This is a genomic window from Massilia violaceinigra, from assembly GCF_002752675.1.
GTDB classification, from domain to species: Bacteria; Pseudomonadota; Gammaproteobacteria; order Burkholderiales; family Burkholderiaceae_D; genus Telluria_A; species Telluria_A violaceinigra.
This window is the reverse complement of record NZ_CP024608.1, coordinates 2,345,511-2,362,615: the sequence shown is the minus strand read 5'-3', so window position 1 is coordinate 2,362,615 and position 17,105 is coordinate 2,345,511. Positions and strand designations below refer to the sequence as shown.

General features: G+C 60.2%; 14 protein-coding genes. 8 read left to right on the top strand and 6 right to left on the bottom strand.

Annotation, left to right across the window (positions count from 1 at the left end):
• Nucleotides 1-34 precede the first annotated feature (34 nt).
• From tnpC to CR152_RS10685, 3 genes are all read left to right on the top strand, one after another.
• Entirely contained in the window at nt 35-1,555 is a 1,521-nt protein-coding gene (gene tnpC / locus CR152_RS10695) for an IS66 family transposase (RefSeq protein WP_099874335.1), read from the top strand.
• 625 nt (nt 1,556-2,180) lie between these two features.
• Nucleotides 2,181-2,750: a manganese efflux pump MntP gene (locus CR152_RS10690; RefSeq protein WP_099874906.1), complete on the top strand. Its 570-nt coding sequence runs from the start codon at nt 2,181-2,183 to the stop codon at nt 2,748-2,750.
• A gap of 20 nt (nt 2,751-2,770) precedes the next feature.
• Entirely contained in the window at nt 2,771-3,505 is a 735-nt protein-coding gene (locus CR152_RS10685) for a PA4824 family protein (RefSeq protein WP_502554291.1), read from the top strand.
• A 27-nt stretch (nt 3,506-3,532) separates the two neighbouring features.
• Here the strand turns inward: CR152_RS10685 and CR152_RS10680 are convergent, their stop codons facing one another.
• The 4 genes from CR152_RS10680 to CR152_RS10665 all read right to left on the bottom strand — a co-directional run bounded on the left by CR152_RS10680 (nt 3,533) and on the right by CR152_RS10665 (nt 6,429).
• Complete coding sequence (locus CR152_RS10680; protein WP_099874904.1) at nt 3,533-4,498, bottom strand: magnesium and cobalt transport protein CorA; 966 nt, start codon at nt 4,496-4,498, stop codon at nt 3,533-3,535.
• Between the two features lie 111 nt (nt 4,499-4,609).
• Nucleotides 4,610-5,227 (bottom strand): GNAT family N-acetyltransferase, encoded by a 618-nt coding sequence (locus CR152_RS10675; protein ID WP_099874903.1) that lies wholly within the window; start codon nt 5,225-5,227, stop codon nt 4,610-4,612.
• A gap of 255 nt (nt 5,228-5,482) precedes the next feature.
• Nucleotides 5,483-6,121, bottom strand: coding sequence for a nucleotide-binding protein (locus CR152_RS10670; protein ID WP_099874902.1), 639 nt, complete (start codon nt 6,119-6,121; stop codon nt 5,483-5,485).
• Nucleotides 6,118-6,429: a hypothetical protein gene (locus tag CR152_RS10665; RefSeq protein WP_157778431.1), complete on the bottom strand. Its 312-nt coding sequence runs from the start codon at nt 6,427-6,429 to the stop codon at nt 6,118-6,120. Before CR152_RS10665 ends, CR152_RS10670 begins: the two co-directional genes overlap by 4 nt.
• A gap of 237 nt (nt 6,430-6,666) precedes the next feature.
• On the opposite strand from CR152_RS10665, the gene CR152_RS10660 reads away from it, so the two are divergent.
• The 3 genes from CR152_RS10660 to corA are packed head-to-tail and all read left to right on the top strand — an operon-like array spanning nt 6,667 to nt 10,484.
• Nucleotides 6,667-7,869, top strand: a complete 1,203-nt coding sequence (locus CR152_RS10660) for a GNAT family N-acetyltransferase/peptidase C39 family protein (RefSeq protein ID WP_099874900.1) — start codon at nt 6,667-6,669, stop codon at nt 7,867-7,869.
• 15 nt (nt 7,870-7,884) lie between these two features.
• Complete coding sequence (locus CR152_RS10655; RefSeq protein ID WP_099874899.1) at nt 7,885-9,507, top strand: RimK family ATP-grasp domain-containing protein; 1,623 nt, start codon at nt 7,885-7,887, stop codon at nt 9,505-9,507.
• Entirely contained in the window at nt 9,504-10,484 is a 981-nt protein-coding gene (corA, locus tag CR152_RS10650; RefSeq protein ID WP_099874898.1) for a magnesium/cobalt transporter CorA, read from the top strand. The genes CR152_RS10655 and corA overlap by 4 nt, the downstream gene beginning before the upstream one ends.
• Nucleotides 10,485-11,165: 681 nt before the next feature.
• On the opposite strand, the gene CR152_RS10645 is transcribed toward corA, so the two are convergent.
• Nucleotides 11,166-12,953: a S8 family peptidase gene (locus tag CR152_RS10645; RefSeq protein ID WP_099874897.1), complete on the bottom strand. Its 1,788-nt coding sequence runs from the start codon at nt 12,951-12,953 to the stop codon at nt 11,166-11,168.
• A 517-nt stretch (nt 12,954-13,470) separates the two neighbouring features.
• On the opposite strand from CR152_RS10645, the gene CR152_RS10640 reads away from it, so the two are divergent.
• Together CR152_RS10640 and CR152_RS10635 are read left to right on the top strand one after the other, a co-directional pair.
• On the top strand, nt 13,471-15,618 hold the full coding sequence (locus CR152_RS10640; protein ID WP_099874896.1) for an ATP-binding protein: 2,148 nt from the start codon (nt 13,471-13,473) through the stop codon (nt 15,616-15,618).
• A complete protein-coding gene (locus tag CR152_RS10635) occupies nt 15,615-16,301 on the top strand; it encodes a response regulator (protein WP_099874895.1) in 687 nt (228 codons plus the stop codon). The genes CR152_RS10640 and CR152_RS10635 overlap by 4 nt, the downstream gene beginning before the upstream one ends.
• Before the next feature lie 120 nt (nt 16,302-16,421).
• On the opposite strand, the gene CR152_RS34080 is transcribed toward CR152_RS10635, so the two are convergent.
• Nucleotides 16,422-16,967 carry a PEP-CTERM sorting domain-containing protein gene (locus CR152_RS34080; RefSeq protein ID WP_229413343.1) on the bottom strand — a complete coding sequence of 182 codons (546 nt, stop codon included), beginning with the start codon at nt 16,965-16,967 and terminating at the stop codon, nt 16,422-16,424.
• Nucleotides 16,968-17,105: the final 138 nt, after the last annotated feature.

Genomic DNA, 17,105 nt, shown 5'->3' with positions numbered 1-17,105 from the left:
TAACCATTATCCATGCTCGGTAAACTACCGAGCCATGGATCTGCTTAACGAACTTGCCCTCACTAACATCGACCCAGCTATGCTGGCGCAGGTGCGGGCCTTGTTCGAACAGCAGCGGGCGAAGCTGGCCGAGAACGACTTTAAGATCAAGGCGCTGACGTTCGAGCTGGCCTATTACAAACGGGTCCGCTTCGGCAAGGCCAGCGAAGCGCTGGTCGGCGAACAGCGCATGCTATTTGACGAGACAGTCGATATGGACCTCGCCGCCATCGACGAGGAACTCCACAGTCAGGCGCCGACCAAGCAAGCGCGCAAGCGTGCCGGACGTCAGCCGCTGCCGCCGGAACTGCCGCGCATCGAGCACCGCCATGAGCCGGAATCGTGCCAGTGCGGGCAATGCGGCGCAGGCCTGGTCAAGATCGGCGAGGACGTCAGCGAACAGCTGGACGTGGAACCGGCGCGCTTCTTCGTGCATCGCCATATCAGGCCGCAGTACGCCTGCAGGCCTTGCGAAACGGTGACGGCAGCGCCAATCCCATCGGCCGTCATCGACGGCGGCCTGGCTGCAGTCGGTCTGCTGGCGTGGATCGCCGTCTGCAAGTACTTGGACCATCTGCCGCTATACCGGATCGAACAGATCGCCGCGCGCCAGGGCGTGCCGCTGGCACGCTCTACGCTGGGCGAATGGATCGGCCGCATCGGCGTGGCCCTGCAGCCGCTGGCCGACCGGCTGGCCGAACTGCTCAGGGAGCGAAGTTGCCTGCATGCTGACGAAACACCAGTACGCCAGCTTGATCCCGGCAGCGGCAAGACCAAGCACGCCTATCTGTGGGCCTACCGTTCGAACGCGCTCGACGACGGGCCGTCAGTGGTCGTGTTTGACTACCGGACGAGTCGTGCTGGCGCGCATGCGCGCGCCTTCCTGCAGGACTGGCGCGGTCACCTGATGGTCGACGACTACGCCGGCTACAAGGCAATGTTTGCCACGGGTCCGACCGAACTCGCATGCCTGGCCCACATCCGCCGCAAGTTCTTCGACGTGCACGCCGCCAGCGGCAGTCCGGTGGCTGAGGAAGCGTTGCGCCGTATCGCCCAGCTGTACGCCATCGAGCAGCAGACAAAAGGCATGACGTCGTCGCAGCGCCTCGCCTTGCGCGAGCAGCATGCCATCCCGGCCTTGGCCGAGATGCATACCTGGTTACTGACTACGCAGCGCAGCGTCGCCGCCGGCAGCGGCACTGCCAAGGCCATTGAACATGCCCTCAAACGCTGGCCAGCGCTGCAGCGCTACGCCAGTTCGGGCAGCCTGCCCATCGATAACAACCCGGTCGAGAACGCGATACGGCCGATCGCTATCGGCAAGAAGAACTGGCTGTTTGCCGGGTCGGAACGGGCCGGCCGCCGCGCCGCTGCCATCCAAAGCCTGTTCGCGACCGCCAAACTGAATGGACTCGATCCTGCGCGCTGGCTAGCCGACACACTTGAAAAACTTCCAACCTGCCCGAACAGCAGGATCGACTCGCTGCTACCGTTCGCAAACTCTACACAGGCCTAAGCGCTTATGGAAGGTGGGGCCGCTGGCTGCTTACGGTTAAAGGGGTGCCTAAAGGAAATCTCGGGCCGTAAATGTCCTCGCGCTATTGATGTTGGGCGGAGGTATCGCAACGAGCATTTCAAGCTGGCCTCAACCACATATGAGGAAGCGAAATCCTCGAACTTTTACCATTGATGACGGGGGGCAAGCCGATCTTGCTATGGCATCGCAACTTCCGAGAAGCGGTAGAGTCGCGCAGCACAATTTTTCCGGGGCCGCCAACCATCGTGCGCAACGTCCTGACCTTCGACAGCATGCGCGGCAAGCTGGGTTGGCCTCCTGGCCGCCTTGGGAGGGCCGTTCTGCTTGGACAGCACACCCGGCGGTCGGATGGCGGGCGCGACGGGAGCCGGTTATAATGTTTCCACTGCCGTGTTCGATCCCGACATGACATGTGTTCGTGCCCGCAGCGCACGCGCCTGCCGTCGCGCGGGCGATGCAAAGACGTCGGGCTACTGCTGTGACGCTGTGCTCGCAAACGCCGCTCTCTCGCCTTACCCACGCCGGTCAATTCCGTCGCTGTCATGCAGGCGGTTCGCACCTCCAGACTGAGTCGTGCACAGCGTGGCCGCCACTGAAAGTATCGATGAATTTTGCATCTACCGCGGCGTTATCGCTTGCCATGTCCACAGACGCGTTCGCAGCCGCAATTGGTAAAGGTGCGGCGCTGCACAAGCCGAGTCTGCGGGAAGCATTGAAAACCGGTTTGATCTTCGGTGTCATCGAGGGGCTGACACCGGTGGCCGGCTGGGCGCTGGGCCGGGTAGCCGCACCGTATGTCGCGGCCTGGGACCACTGGATCGCATTCGTGCTTTTGTGCGGCATCGGCCTGATGATGATCAAGTCGTCCTTCTCCGGACAGAGTGAGGCGCCGGAAAAGCCGGCAAGCCACACTTTCTGGATGCTTGCCCTTACCGGATTTGCCACAAGCATTGACGCGATGGTGGTCGGCATCGGTCTGGCGCTACTCGGAGCCGATATTCTCATTACCGCAGCCGCGATCGGATTTTCCACTTTCATCATGGTCACTGCCGGCGTGATGATGGGCCGGCTTTTGGGCGCCATTGCCGGTAAGCGCGCGGAACTCATTGGCGGGCTGGTGTTAATTAGCATCGGCTGCCTTATCCTGTACGAACATACGCGGCCAGGCCTATAAATGACGACCTTGATATACGGATGGGAATAGCCTTGCTCGCACACGGGAAGTACAACACGACGCCCGGTTCGACCACATGTGCTGCCATCGCCGCCCTGATCCTGGCGTGTACCATGATGCCGGCGCACGCCGGACGGCCCATGATGGTAGATGATGCCGCCATCGTCGAGCCCAACCATTGCCAGCTGGAGAGCTGGGTCTACAAACGCTCGATCGGAACCGAGTATTGGGCGGTACCGGCCTGCAATGTCGGCGGCAAGCTGGAAGTTGCCCTGGGCGGCGCGCGCATTGTCGGGGGCGGCAACAACGCCAATCTGGCCGTACTCCAGGTAAAGACGGTGTTCAAGCCGCTCGACCGTCATGGTTGGGGTGGCGGCTTGGTCGTCGGAACGCAGAGTTTGCCCGATCACGGCGGCATTGGCGATGTATTCGCTGCCGTGCCGCTCAGCGTTTCCACGCTCTCGGGCGCGCTGCTCGTGCATACCAACGCCGGATTGTTGCGCTCGAAAGCGACGCGCGATCTGCAGGCGACGTGGGGCATTGGTGTGGAAGCCGCGCTGACGGAAAGGTCGGCATTGACGGCAGAAACGTCCGGACAACAGGGTGCAAAGCCGTTGGTTCAGTTAGGAATAAAGCACTGGCTGGTCAAAGATCGGGTGCAACTCGATGCCACGTACGGGGGGCATCCCGACAATGCCAGCAGCGGTCGTTTCGTCACACTGGGGCTGGTATTGTTCACCAATTTTTCGCGGTAAGCGGGCCGGGTGCGTCGCCAGCCAGATTCACAGCCAACCGGATTTCCTGAAACGATAATACAGATAGCCGCAGGTGGACACGACGATGGACAGTGCCAGCGGGTAGCCAAATTTCCATTTGAGTTCGGGCATGTGTTCAAAGTTCATGCCCCACACTCCCACGAGCCCGGTGGCAACGGCAAAGATCGCGGCCCAAGCGGCGAGGCGTTTGTTGACGTTGTTGTCTTCCAGGCTGATCATCGACAGATTGACTTGAATGGCCGTGCTGATCGTATCGCGAATGGAATCGATGGCGGTGTTGATGCGGTGAAGGTGGTCGTGGACATCGCGAAAATAGTCGGTGCTGTTCGCCACAATATGCGGCACTCGTCCTCCGTCCAGTTTCCCTACCGCCTCCATCAACGGCGCGACCGCATGCTTGAACAGCACGACTTTGCGCTTGAGCTGGTACAACTGCTCCAGCGTGGAGCGATGGGCGGGCGAGGCAAATATGCGTTCCTCGATTTTCCAGAGCGCCGCTTCGAGGGCGTCGACCACCGGAAAATACCGATCGACAATCTCATCCATCAAGGCATACAGAATGAACGCCGTGCCTTGCTTCAGGTGATGCGTCTCGCGCTCGCAGCGGACCCGTACATCGCCAAATCCTTGGCGGTAGCGAGTGCGGTTAGACAGAACATACGTGGCGCCGACAAACACATCAACCTCACCGATATGCAGTTCGCCGTCGATCAGCTCGACGGCATGGAGAACGACGAATAAGGAGTCCCCGTACTCTTCGATCTTAGGACGCTGATGGCCGACCCGTGCATCCTCGACGGCCAGTTCGTGCAAACCGAACTCGTCCTGCATCTCCGCAAGTTCAGCCTGCGCGGCATCTTTCAGCGCAACCCACACGAATGCGTCCGGCAGAACGATGAATTCGCTGATGTCAGCGACAGGGATATCGGCGAGCTTTTTACCGTCCTGGTAGGCAACGCAACTGATGAGCATGGATCTTTCCCTGGTGGAGGCATATTCTAACGATTGCGCGCAGTTTACACGCAATCGCTCCGGCTCCATGGCGGGTCATGGCGTCCCTGCTGCGGCGAGTAGCGGCAAAACCTATCGTTGTGCCTGGCTTTGATCAAGCAGCGCGGCTGTGAGCACGTTGGCATGGACTGCACTCTCTAGCCAGTCGCGCCGCGTGAGGCGATACGACGCGGTCGCGCATTGTGCGCCGCCGACGAGCCAGCTTGCGCGCCTGTCCCGGTCTTGCCGAAATCCGAGCCTGGTCAACGCCTTGGCAGAGGCGGCATTGCCGGGATGGATATCGGCATGGATACTGTCGAGTGTCAGTTGCATGAATGCGTAACCAAGAAAGCGCTGCATTGCTTCCGACAGGTAGCCTTGGCCCCAGCACGACTTGGCCAGCAGGTAGCCGAGCGCCGCACAGCGGTTTTCCTGGTCGACTGCGTACAGGGCGCAGCTGCCGATGAGCTTTTTTGTGGACAAATGCTCGATGACATAATGCAGGCTGATGCCGCTCGCGTGCTCGGAGCGGGCTTCTTCAACCGCCCTGTCGGCCTGCTCCGGCCTTGTCCATGGCGCGTGGTTCCAATAGCGCATGACGTCCTGATCCGAGTAAAGCTCGAACAACCCGGACGCATCGCGCTCTTCGATCAAGCGTAGCCTGACCCGCTTGCCGATGAGCACAGCCGGCTTGCCCTTGCCACCATTCATGCAACACCTTCGGCCATGATGGTGCGCACGATATAAAACACCAGCACAGCGATCGAGGCAATGAGCGTGATCCAGAAAAGCGAATACCTCATATGCCCGTGCTGGTCTGCCGGCGGCCTCTTGCCACGAGCAATCCTTCGGGCAGTTCGACGGCCACAACGGCAAGCGGGGTGATTGTTCTCGGCCAAGGCGTTAGTGGAAAAAGTCATAATCGGGTGCAAGCGATGGGAATAAAAGAGGCGCGCCAACGCGCGCTCAGTGCGTGTAGATTTCGCGATACAAGGCATGCAGTTCGGCGGCGGCGTCCGGATCGCACGTTTGCGCGTCGCTTGCGCAGCGCCCCTGGCCGTCGTCATGGCTGCACGGTGCATGCAGCACCGTCGCGACCAGGGTGGCCGACATGACATGAGCGACATATAGCCGCACCGCCGCCAGCTGCTCCGGCGACGGTGTCGACCCGTCCGAAACGATCACGAACAGCACCTTCAAGGACGGATTGAACATGCGGGCCGAATTGAGCCGCGCAATGAGCGGGTACTGGGATTCGAGATCGACGTTCCCGACCTGCACCGGCACGAGCACGACGCGCGCGGCGATGAGCGCCGGACGGGCTTCCTGGGTTTCCACCTCGCCTGTATTGATCAGCAGGTCGCTGAAGCCGGGGGTCAACTCTTCAATCTCGCGCGCCAGCGAGCGCGCATCGAGCGTGCGGGTGGGCACGGATGGACTCTGGCCGGCTGCGCTGCGCGCGCAACTGCAGCTATAGGCGCTGCGGCGCGGATCGACATCGATCAGGCAGATCGTGCGCCCGCTACGGGCTCGCAACAGCGCCAAATTCGCCGCCAGCGGGGTCTTGAGGGGTTTCCCCTGGATACTCGCGATGGCGACGATCATGCCACCGCTCCCGCCTGATACGGCGCTTCCCTGAACCGGGCGCCGGGCAACTGGCGCGCAATGGCTTCGCTGAGCGCCTCCACACAGGACTGTCGCACGCACAGCCAGACTTCGATCCGGGCGCCGCCGGCGCACATGGCGATTCGCATGAATTCCAGCGCTTCGCCGCACAGCCGCATCGCCAGCTGACGCAAGGTCGTGACCGATTCCGCGTCCACCGACATACGGATGGTGCAGGTGTGCATGTCCGTCGCCGATCGGACAGGGATGCGCCGGGATGAGGGATACAGGGTTGCAAACGAGTTCATGGTGCCTCCGCCAGTGATACGTGATTGACTGCAAGCAGCGTATCAAGCAAGCAGTAAAGATGTTCTAAAAAGTTCCCCGCCGGCTGTAAACGCAGCGTAAAAAACCACTGGCGCCCGGCACGCCGAGGCGCTGTTTACGTTTTGTTTACGCTTTGACCAGTGTTCTTGATGCCGTTTTTATATGGCGCTGTGTACGATTGCCGCTGCCAACAAGCAAACCACAAGGAAGAGGCAGATATGAGTGCTGTAGTTGATCAGCGGGCCGCGCAACGCGACGCGGCGGGCTTGCAGCGCAGAGCCGCAACTTGCCGGATCCGGCAGGCTGGCCCGGAAGACATTACGACCTTGCTGGGCATCGAAGAGGCCAGTTTCGATTCCGACCGCCTCAGCCGCCGCAGCTTTCGCCATTTGCTTACCGAAGGCAACTCCGTGACCTTGATCGACGAGGCCGATGGCCATGCGCGCGGCTACATTACCCTGTTGTTCCGGACCGGCGTTTCGCTGGCGCGCGTGTATTCGATCGCCACCGCGCCCGACTGGCTGGGCCAGGGAGTCGGTTCGGCACTGCTGCGCGCCGCCGAAGAACTGGCACTGGCGCACAATTGCGTGGCAATGCGCCTGGAGATCCGCAAGGACAACCTGGCATCGCAGCGGCTCTTTCTTGGCCAGGGGTATGCCCTGTTCGGCGAACACGGCGCTTACTACGAGGATGGCATGGACGCCCTGCGGTTCGAAAAATCGCTCACCGCGCGTCTGCGCCCGGAGCTGGCCCGGACCACCTATTACCGCCAGACCCTGGGTTTCACCTGCGGCGCGTCGTGCCTGATGATGGCCATGAAGGCGTTCAACCATGCGTTGGTGCTCAACCGTACGCTGGAACTGCAGATCTGGCGCGAAGCGACCACGATTTTCATGACGGCCGGCCACGGCGGCTGCGGGCCCTACGGACTGGCCTTGGCGGGGCACCGGCGCGGCTATCCGACCGAGATCTACGTCAATGGCGATGGCGTGCTGTTCCGCGAGTCGGTGCGCAGCGAAGAAAAGCGCGACGTCATCACTCTGGTGCACGACGATTTCGTGCGCCAGGCGCGCGAGGCCGGCATCCCGGTTCACCACCGGGTTGCCGGCACGGCCGAACTGACCCGCTGCTATGCCGATGGCGGCATCCCGCTGGTACTGATCTCGACCTACAGGCTCACGCGCGAACGTGCGCCGCACTGGGTGCTGCTCACCGGATGCGACGACCGCTATTTTTTCATCCACGATCCCGACAATGCCAGCGGACGGGCGGCGGACGAGCGCATCAACATGGCGATTCTGAAGAAAGACTTCGAGCGCATGGCGCGCTATGGCCGCAACGCCACCAAGGCGGTGGTGGTGATCTATCCCCGTTCCAGCTCTCCCATGCCCGGTCGCGCGGCCGCTCAACCCACCTTCTGACCCATCATGAACCCCATGCGCACCAAGTTATCCCGCCCTACGATTGCCCAGTTTGCCGCTGGCGCCGACGACGATCCCAAGGAACCTCCCGCCACGGCGCGCGTCGCCCCGCTGCGCGCGCGCGCCGTGGCGTCGCGCCTGATCATCGTGGTCGAACAGCTCAAGGATTGGCCCGATACGGCCACCCCGTACACCATCGTCACCGCGGCCCAGTTCCTGGGCTCGGCGGACCAGGGCGGCGCCCCGGGAAGTACCGTCATCAACCTGTGCCGAAGCTACAAATATTTGTCGGTCGGTTACTACTGCTCGCTGCTGGCCGAGGCCCGCGGCCAGGCGGTGCTGCCGTCGGTGAAAACCATCAACGACTTGTCGCGCAAAGCGATCTACGGCCTCGATACTGACCAACTGGACTATGCACTGAACCAGTCGCTCGAGCACACGGGCGAGCGTCCGATGCCCGTCGAATTTTCGATGGATATTTATTTCGGCACCACCGAATACACCCCGCTAGTCGCCCTTGCGCGCCAGATCTTCGAAACCTTCCCGACCCCGCTGATGCGGGTCGAGTTCGAACGCGACGAGGACTGGAAGATTGGCGCCATCCGGGTGCACAATGTGAGCACCCTCAGCGATGCCCAGCTCACCTGCGGCCGCGCCGCCCTGCGCGCCATCGAGCGTGCACCGATGCCGGCCCCGGCTCCCGTCAAACCGTACCGCTACCATATCGCCATTTTGCGCGATCCGGACGAAGAGCTGCCGCCGAGCAACGAAGCAGCGCTGGAGCGGTTTGTCGACGTGGGCCGCGAACTGGCCATGGATATCACCCTGATCGAGAAAAAGGATTTTTCGCGGCTGGCCGAATTCGATGCCCTGTTCATCCGTGAAACCACCGCCATCAATCACCACACCTATCTGTTTGCGAAAAAGGCGGAAAGCGAGGGGATGGTGGTGATCGACGATCCGATGTCGATCCTGCGCTGCACCAACAAGGTGTATCTGGCGGACCTGCTGCGCCTGAATAAAATACCGACTCCGCACACCTACGCGCTGCAACGCACGGACATTGCCGACATCGGTGCCATCGAACGTGAAATCGGTTACCCGATGGTCATGAAAATTCCCGACGGCGCCTTTTCACGCGGCGTGACCAAAGTGGCCAACGCCGAACAATTCCAGCAAACCGCCCAGGCCCTGCTGACGCAATCGGCATTAATCCTGGTGCAGGAATACATGTACACCGATTTCGACTGGCGCATCGGCGTGTTGAACCGTAAGGCGATTTTCGCGAGCAAGTACTTCATGTCCAAGAATCACTGGCAGATCGCCAAGCGCGATGCCGGCGGACAGGCCAAGTTTGGCGCCGCGCGCGCAGTGGCCCTGGACGAAGTCCCGCCCGACCTGCTGGCGTACGCGGTCGCTGCGGCCAATCTGATCGGCGACGGGCTGTATGGGGTAGACATGAAAATGACGACGCGCGGTCCCGTGGTCATCGAAGTCAACGACAACCCGAATATCGATGCCGGCAATGAAGACAGCGTGCTGGGCAACGACATGTACCGCATCGTGCTGCGCGACCTGGTGCGCCGGCTCGATATTGCCCACGGCTTGACGCCCGTGCAGACCGAGTCCGGTACATGAACGAGGGCTTGGCAAGGGTAAATTGTTCGGTATACCGGCAGGGCGTCAAGCGCGGCGAGATCACGATCGACGAGATCGGCACGGCGCTGGAACAGCAGGATACGTTTGTCTGGCTCGGTCTGGTTGAACCGGATAATGAATTGATGGAGCGGGTACAGGAAGAATTCGACTTGCACGAACTGGCGGTCGAGGATGCCCAGAAGGCCCACCAGCGCCCCAAGATCGAGGAGTACGGCGAGACCTTGTTCGTGGTCTTGCACACGGTGACACTGGCAGGACAAACGATCCACTTCGGCGAAACACATGTCTTTGTCGGGCGTCGCTTCGTCATCACCGTCAGGCATGGGAAATCGAACGGGTACGGCAGCGTGCGCGAAAAAACCGAAAATACCCCGGCCAGGCTAGCTACCGGACCAGGCTACGTCCTGTACTCGATCGTCGACTTCATTGTCGACCATTACCAGCCCTGCATGGATACGCTCCAGTACCGCTTCCGCCAGGTGGAAAAGGACTTGTTCCTGCCCAATCCTCCGGCCGGTAACCTGGAAGAGTTTTACAATCTGAAGAACGAACTGCTGTCGTTGCAGGCGGCCGCCGGGCCGCTGACCGACGTGTGTACGCAGTTGCTGCGCTTTCACGGGGACATCATCCCCAAAGAAAACCGGATTTACTACCGCGACATTCTCGACCACGTCGCGCGTGTGACGGAGTCCGCGGACCGGGTAAGGGAGATGATCGATGCCGCCATGCAGGTAGCGCTGGCCCAGGTAACGATCCGCCAGAACGAGGTCGTCAAGCGCCTCGCTGGCTGGGGCGCCATTCTCGCCGTTCCGACAATGGTATTCAGTTGGTACGGGATGAACTTTGACGTCATGCCCGAATTGACATGGCGTTGGAGCTACCCTTGCGTCATGCTTGGGATCGTCCTGGTGAGCGTTTTTCTCCACCGTCGACTCAAGCGGGTAGGATGGCTTTAGAGCACCTGCGGCGCGGATCTGCGGCAGCACGCGTGAATGATTCGCACAACGTGCTGACGAATGTCCATTTTCAGCACTTTTAGCCTGACGTGGACGCGTGTGACAAACGCTCTGACCCAACTAACCGAAGCCATTGCGAAAAGCACCGGGAGGCCTTACTGCAGCACGCATCCTAGCGAAATGCCGATCGACGCCGCAAGCGACGTCCGGCGAAGCAAGACGACACGATCGACCTTTCTTAAGAAACAGTCGTATGTCAGCTTTCAAGCATGACACGGTATCGACAAGCGTACTTTGTGACACACCACAGTTTCGGCGAAGCAAACCAAGGGGAAAGTAGTCGCCGTTGAGGCAGTACAGAAGGCGACCATTTCGGGATATATTCCCACGCAGTTGCGTAGAATGGCTTGAACTGAAGTCCGTTTAAGAATTCAGCACCGCGTCGGTGACGTCCTGTCCGGCTAAGTCCTTGTTTCATATAAAGGCTTGTTTCAGATTTTATTCGGGCGAAACACATACCCACCGCAGGGATCGGACGGAAATCACGGGCAGGACAAGCTATATCGCCTTCCTCCCACGAAAGTTTGTCAAGCGAGCGCACGCAACCCTCCTGACACGCCTGCCGTGACTGCGCCATACGGCGCAGCTCCGTCCGCTCCCCGCGGCTTGCCTTACCCGCGCTTAGCGGCCGGCATAGCACCCAAGCTCGGCGCTGGTATAGGTACGGCTGCCGCCATCGTCGGTACGGACATTGACCGAGAATTGCGATCCCCATGGGAACTGGGTGCCGCTGAACGACCACAGCACCTGGCCGTTGGCGTCGGTCTTGCGCGCGTAGCTGCCCATCAAGCCGCCTTGCGCATTGGTGAACGTTAACGCGACACCCATCTGTGCAAGCGGTGTGCGCAGCGAGCCATCGCTATACGCCGTCGTGCGGATCCACAAACCCACCCGGTTGGTCAGGCTGGCGCCGCATTGCGCCTGAAAGCTGGTGGCTTTTCCCCAAGCCCAACGCGACACGTCCAGCCTGCGCGACCCTGCTATCTTGCCGTTCAACAAGGGCTCCACCGCCGCGCTGGACAGCAAGGCATTGCGCGTTTGCTGTACTGTGGCCGTCGGGTTCAGCACGCGATACAGTCCGAGCGCGCCAGCGACGTGAGGCGACGCCATCGAAGTACCGTTCTTCCAGCTGTAAGCGCTGTCCGAATTGATCACGGTGGAATAAATGCCCGTTCCCGGCGCAGCGATGTCCACCGACGTGACGCCAAAATTGGACGTCGACGACAAGATACCATCCTGCTTCAGATTGCCCACTGCGATGACGTTCTCCACGTCCAGGTTCGCCGGCCACATGAATTTTCCGTCCGTGTTGGCGCCGTTATTGCCGGACGCGGCGGCCACCATGATATTGGCGTCGCGCGCAGCCTGGAAGTATTCGATACCGTTGTTGTTGACGGTGTCGGACAAGCCTCCCAGCGAGAGGTTCACTGCCACCACGTTAATGCCGCGCTTGGTTTTCAGGTCCACCAGATAGCTGAGCGCTTCCATCACCGCGCTCGAGGGGCAGCTGCCGCCGCCGCTGCATACTTTGACGGGAATGATCTTTACCCCGCCGTCGCCGCAGATGCCTGCCACGCCCAGGCTGTTGTTGCGGCGCGCGGCGATCGTTCCGGCCACGTGCGTGCCGTGCGAGTGATCATCCTCCGCGTTACTGGTGTGGCTATAGAAATTCCAGCCCCTGACGTCGTCGATAAATCCGTTGCCATCGTTATCGATACCATCGCCGGCTTTTTCGCCGCCATTGATAAACATGTTGTCCTTCAAGTCCTCGTGCGTGCTGCGTACACCGGTATCGAGCACCGCCACGTACGCCGGCTGTGTCGTCTTGCATGCATAGCCCTGCTGCCAGAGCGCGGCCACGCCGGTGCCGAACGGATTGGCGGGGGTGGTGGTGGCGCCGTGCACGCCCCACAGGTTGTTGAATGCCGCATCGTTGGACGGTGCGGTGTCTTGCAACTCCAGCATCCAGTCCGGCTGGACATCTTCCACCAAGGGGTTGCGGCGCAGTTGCGCGATCGCCGATGGCACGCTCCACAAACGGTTCAGATTGACCAGTTCGTAGCGATCCATGCCGCGCGTGCGGGCACGATCCGCGGCGCCAGCCAGGCTGTAATCCGTGGCGCTGGCCAGGCTGCGACCGTGGCGCCCGCCGTGCAAGCGCTTACGGCTGGTCGGCGTGATGGCACGCATTGCCTGCTCCTTGTCGGCTTCGGTAGCGTCGCTGCGGAACTTGACGATCAGACGCGTGCGGTCGAAGCGCTGCGATCCTTCCATGGCGCGCAGCTCGTCAATGGAGAGGACGTGCGCGGCCGGCGCGGCGGGGGCAGCCTGCGCGGCCGAAGCCAGAGCGGCGGCCACGGCGATAACGGATGCGGTACAGGCAAGGTAAAAACGGGGATGGCGATGCATATAAGTCTCCTGCGCCACATGGGCACGTTGTTCAATCGATTTTTTGAGAATTTTCTGATTGGTAATGGCAAAGCGACGCGCCAAGGTCGTTGGCGCGTGGATCTGGTTGAAATGCGGCAGTTTTCCCGGTTTCGTACATGGCCATGCGGTTCGCCGCTGGTCATGTTTGAACCGGTCATCGAGCCTCACTTCATGAGCAATTTGCCGCGCGAGTGGCGGCCGCCCGCAACGTGTTCATGACGCGTTGGGTTCCCAGGCGCCAAAGTATGAAAGGAAAATGTGGATGAATTGTGGATTCTGCGCTAACCATTTCCTGACCTTGCACACTCTCGAAAAATGCCGCACCGTAACTGGAAGCAAGCGTACAATCCATGCACAATCATGGTCGATCAGCGCTTACGGACGCGATGCATTGCTGCCTGACCGGGCCTTCCGCGCACGACATTCCCGACCCTTCCCACGAGAAGCACAATCGACTGTCCTGGCGTCGCTTCAACGGTTCAACCTTTAGCGTTCTATGTTGTTCTCCCTCCACGCAATACGCCATCTTGTCCTGTTCGCCACATGCGTTTTGATGTGCTTTTCGGCCGAGGCCACGGACAGTGTTGCTTCGGTCAGCCTGAAGCAGTCCGGCGATCTATCTGGTGAAACACTCGGCCTGCGCTATCTGCGTGACACACGGCAGACCCTGACGATTGGTGAACTGAGAAAACTGTCGGAGGGGCAATTTTCGGTGGTGCGCCAGCGCGATGTCAATCAGCGATTCCAGCGTGGCGACTACTGGCTCAAGACATCGGTCCATAACGCTTCCAAAGCCAGCATGACGTGGGTGCTGCGGCATCCCATGCCGATCACCGACTACGTCGATTACTGGATTTTTACAAATGGCGCGCTGGTTACCCATGCCGCAGGTGGCGACCGGACCTTGATGTCGGACCGGCAGATTCCGTATCGCATCGCGAGCGTTCGCCACACGTCGGAAGCGGGACAAGTATCGGAGGTCTATATACGTTTGCGGAACAAACAGGCGGCACCGATGCATTTAGTCTTTGCACTGTCCGATGAAGTCACGTTTTTACGAAAAATTTCAAACGATCAGCTATTGATGGGTGTTCTTTACGGGATTCCCTGCGCCCTGGTCGTTTATGCGCTCTGTGGATGGTTCATCAACGGGACCCCCAGCAGCCTGGTCTACGCAGGCTATGTCCTCGCCATCATGGGTTCGTGGCTGGGAATAAATGGACAACTGGCCGAATACGTCTTTGTCGACAAGCCGGACATCGCGAACTTCATGCTGGTCGTATTTTTCTTGCTGGCGACAATTGCCAACTGTATGTTCGTGCGAGAGTTCCTGCAGACCAAGCGGTTCATGCCTCGTTTCGACAAGTATTTTGGCGGTGTCATCATTCTTGCCATCGCAGGCATCGTTTTGCGCGCACTGGGCCTTCAGGTTGCGGTGATCCAGGTGACGATCGTCTTGTTATTGACGCATGCCATTGCCCCCGTGGTGGCGATACTCGTCCTCAGAGGCCGGGCGGTTTTCACGCGCTGGTATCTGGTAGCGCAGCTGGTGTATAACGCGGCCCTGCTCATTGGAATTGCCGGGGTCCGGTTTGCGGAACTGAGTTATGAAAACTATTTTTTCTACTGCCAGCTGGCGTTTATCGCGGAAGTGGTGCTCCTCGGCGTGGCGCAGCAGGACAGGGTGCGCATCCTGCAACGCGAAAAATCGGCGTTCGAGCAGAAGTACAACACAGCGCTGCAGGTCAATAACGCTGAGTTGGCCAAACAACTTGAACAACGCACTTGCCAGCTACGGGAAGCGCAACAGCGCTCTGAATTCATGGCTGCCGTGAAAACGACAACTGGCCGCATCGCCAATGGCGAATTCGGTGTGCGCCTGGCTCCGGGGGAGTCGCCGGAGTTGGCTGACCTTGCCAGTAACGTCAACGTGATGGCCGCGTCGCTATCCCGCCTCGAAGGCGCCCGCAAACGATGGATTGCCGATATCAGCCACGAATTGCGCATCCCCCTCTTTTCCTTGCTATGCGAAACCGAGGCTTTGCTGGACGGAGTAAGAACGATCAACAAGCGCGCCATCGCTTCCATCCATGAAGAAGTGATGCGGCTATCCCGACTGGTGTCGGACTTGCATGAAGTAGCGTTGACCTATCTGCGTCCTCTGCCATGTACCTTCACAAGCTGGCAACTTGAGGCGCTGTTGATGAAGAAAAAATCCGAGTACGTGCGATACGCGCAGGAAAAAGGTCTGCGCTTTAGCGTGCACATGCCCCCAGGTGCCTTGTTGGTCAAGTGGGATAAGGGTCGCTTCGAGCAGCTGCTGGATAACCTGGTTCAAAACAGCATCAGCTATACGGATGCGCCGGGCGCTGTGACGCTGTCGATCAAGCCCGGGCCGCAGCGCGTGACCATCACCCTCGAGGACACCTCGCCCGGAATCGATCCGGCTGATGCAAAGCATCTGTTCGAGCCGCTGTACAGAGCCGATATCGCACGCAGCCGGCGCGCCGGTGGAAGCGGACTCGGACTGTCGATATGTCAGGCCATCATCCATGCCCACCTTGGGAACATCACTGCCGAGCCGTCGCCGATGGGCGGCCTGGCAATCCGAATCGACCTGCCTCATTCCACCGATAAGATATGAACCCTGCAGCGCACGAAATAGTCATTATTGACGATGAGGTAAAACCTGCGCAGGTATTAGCCGAGTATCTGCAACGGGACGGCTTCCGTACTGCGCACATCCTCGACGGGAATAGCGCGGTGGCGTACGTCAGGCAATATGCACCAAGCGTTCTGATTTTGGATGTCATGCTGCCCGGGCTCGACGGGATCGAGGTCTGCCGGGCCGTGAGAAGGTTTTCGATGGTGCCGATTATCATGTTGACGGCTCGCGTGGACGAAGCCGACCGGATCCAAGGCCTCGACATCGGCGCTGACGACTATCTTTGCAAGCCGGTGAGTCCACGCGAGGTGGTTGCTCGCGTGCGTGCCCAGGTGCGCCGGGCCGCCGGGCCGATGAGCAGGGACCAGTACACCTTCGGGTTTGTCGTGGAGGAAGCGGCACAACGCATTTGGTGGCAGGGCAAGGTGTTACCGCTTTCTCAAGTCGAGTACCGGATATTCAAGACACTGCTGTCCCAGCCCGGGAGAATTTTTGAACGGGAAGCCCTGCTCAATGCAAAGGATTGCGTTGGGCGTGCGGTCAATGACCGCTCCGTCGACAGTCATATAAAGAATATTCGCAAGAAGATCAAACCGTACACCGGAGACACCGAATTCATTTTCTCCGTCTACGGCGTCGGTTATCGTTTCGGGGATTTCTAAAAATGTGCGCGTCCCCGGGATCGAGAAGCGTCCCGCAACGTATCACGTGCTGGAAGGCCCATGCAGCGGCATGGCTGCCACGCCAGGCGTGCCGCGCCACAAGACCCGGCACGCTGCTTGCTACGACCGGGAGCGTCGCCGGGCACTGAGAGCGAGCACGCCCAACCCCAGCGCCAGCATGCCGTAGCTTGCCGGCTCGGGCACCGGGCTCATGCTGAGGACGGTCTGCTCGGTCCAGCGCAAGGTATACGATGCCGACCCGCCCGGCCAGTGGGAATGCTCCTTCGCTTCAACGCCGGTGCGCACACTGCCCCCGGCTACGCCCTCGCCCCAGGGATCGGTGCTCCATGCGGTATGAAAATTGAGGGCGCCGCCGGGGGTATAGGAGAATTCGAACAGCCCGCACATGAACACTTCGGGGCCGCACCAGCCGACATATTGCTGGCTGTTGAGGATAAAGGAAGTGACCTCGCCGACTTCAATACGGCCGTCGCCGTTGCGATCGTCGCTGTCGAAATAGCCGTACAGGCTGGCGGTGGGCCGGAACTGCCCCCCTTCTACGTGGTAAAAGCCGGTATAGGTGAATTCACGGGAGAGCGGCTCCGCGTGGGCACTGGTCGCCAGCGCGGCAGCGGCAGCGGCAATAAGTAATGAGGGTTTGAACATGGTGGTCTCCTGGAGGAAGCTATATCTTAGCGAATTAACATCACCAGACTGTCGTGCGAACGCCGCATCGTCAACAAAATAGTAGGCGCCTCGCGACGCGGTGGCTTGACAATGGCTGGCAGCGTCGGCCACCAATCG

What these genes read in the sequence shown, in the direction of transcription:
- tnpC (WP_099874335.1), top strand. Translation starts at nt 35, where the DNA reads ATGGATCTGCTTAACGAACTTGCCCTCACTAACATCGACCCAGCTATG.
- CR152_RS10690 (WP_099874906.1), top strand. Translation starts at nt 2,181, where the DNA reads ATGAATTTTGCATCTACCGCGGCGTTATCGCTTGCCATGTCCACAGAC.
- CR152_RS10685 (WP_502554291.1), top strand. Translation starts at nt 2,771, where the DNA reads ATGGGAATAGCCTTGCTCGCACACGGGAAGTACAACACGACGCCCGGT.
- CR152_RS10680 (WP_099874904.1), bottom strand. Translation starts at nt 4,498, where the DNA reads ATGCTCATCAGTTGCGTTGCCTACCAGGACGGTAAAAAGCTCGCCGAT.
- CR152_RS10675 (WP_099874903.1), bottom strand. Translation starts at nt 5,227, where the DNA reads ATGAATGGTGGCAAGGGCAAGCCGGCTGTGCTCATCGGCAAGCGGGTC.
- CR152_RS10670 (WP_099874902.1), bottom strand. Translation starts at nt 6,121, where the DNA reads ATGATCGTCGCCATCGCGAGTATCCAGGGGAAACCCCTCAAGACCCCG.
- CR152_RS10665 (WP_157778431.1), bottom strand. Translation starts at nt 6,429, where the DNA reads ATGAACTCGTTTGCAACCCTGTATCCCTCATCCCGGCGCATCCCTGTC.
- CR152_RS10660 (WP_099874900.1), top strand. Translation starts at nt 6,667, where the DNA reads ATGAGTGCTGTAGTTGATCAGCGGGCCGCGCAACGCGACGCGGCGGGC.
- CR152_RS10655 (WP_099874899.1), top strand. Translation starts at nt 7,885, where the DNA reads ATGCGCACCAAGTTATCCCGCCCTACGATTGCCCAGTTTGCCGCTGGC.
- corA (WP_099874898.1), top strand. Translation starts at nt 9,504, where the DNA reads ATGAACGAGGGCTTGGCAAGGGTAAATTGTTCGGTATACCGGCAGGGC.
- CR152_RS10645 (WP_099874897.1), bottom strand. Translation starts at nt 12,953, where the DNA reads ATGCATCGCCATCCCCGTTTTTACCTTGCCTGTACCGCATCCGTTATC.
- CR152_RS10640 (WP_099874896.1), top strand. Translation starts at nt 13,471, where the DNA reads ATGTTGTTCTCCCTCCACGCAATACGCCATCTTGTCCTGTTCGCCACA.
- CR152_RS10635 (WP_099874895.1), top strand. Translation starts at nt 15,615, where the DNA reads ATGAACCCTGCAGCGCACGAAATAGTCATTATTGACGATGAGGTAAAA.
- CR152_RS34080 (WP_229413343.1), bottom strand. Translation starts at nt 16,967, where the DNA reads ATGTTCAAACCCTCATTACTTATTGCCGCTGCCGCTGCCGCGCTGGCG.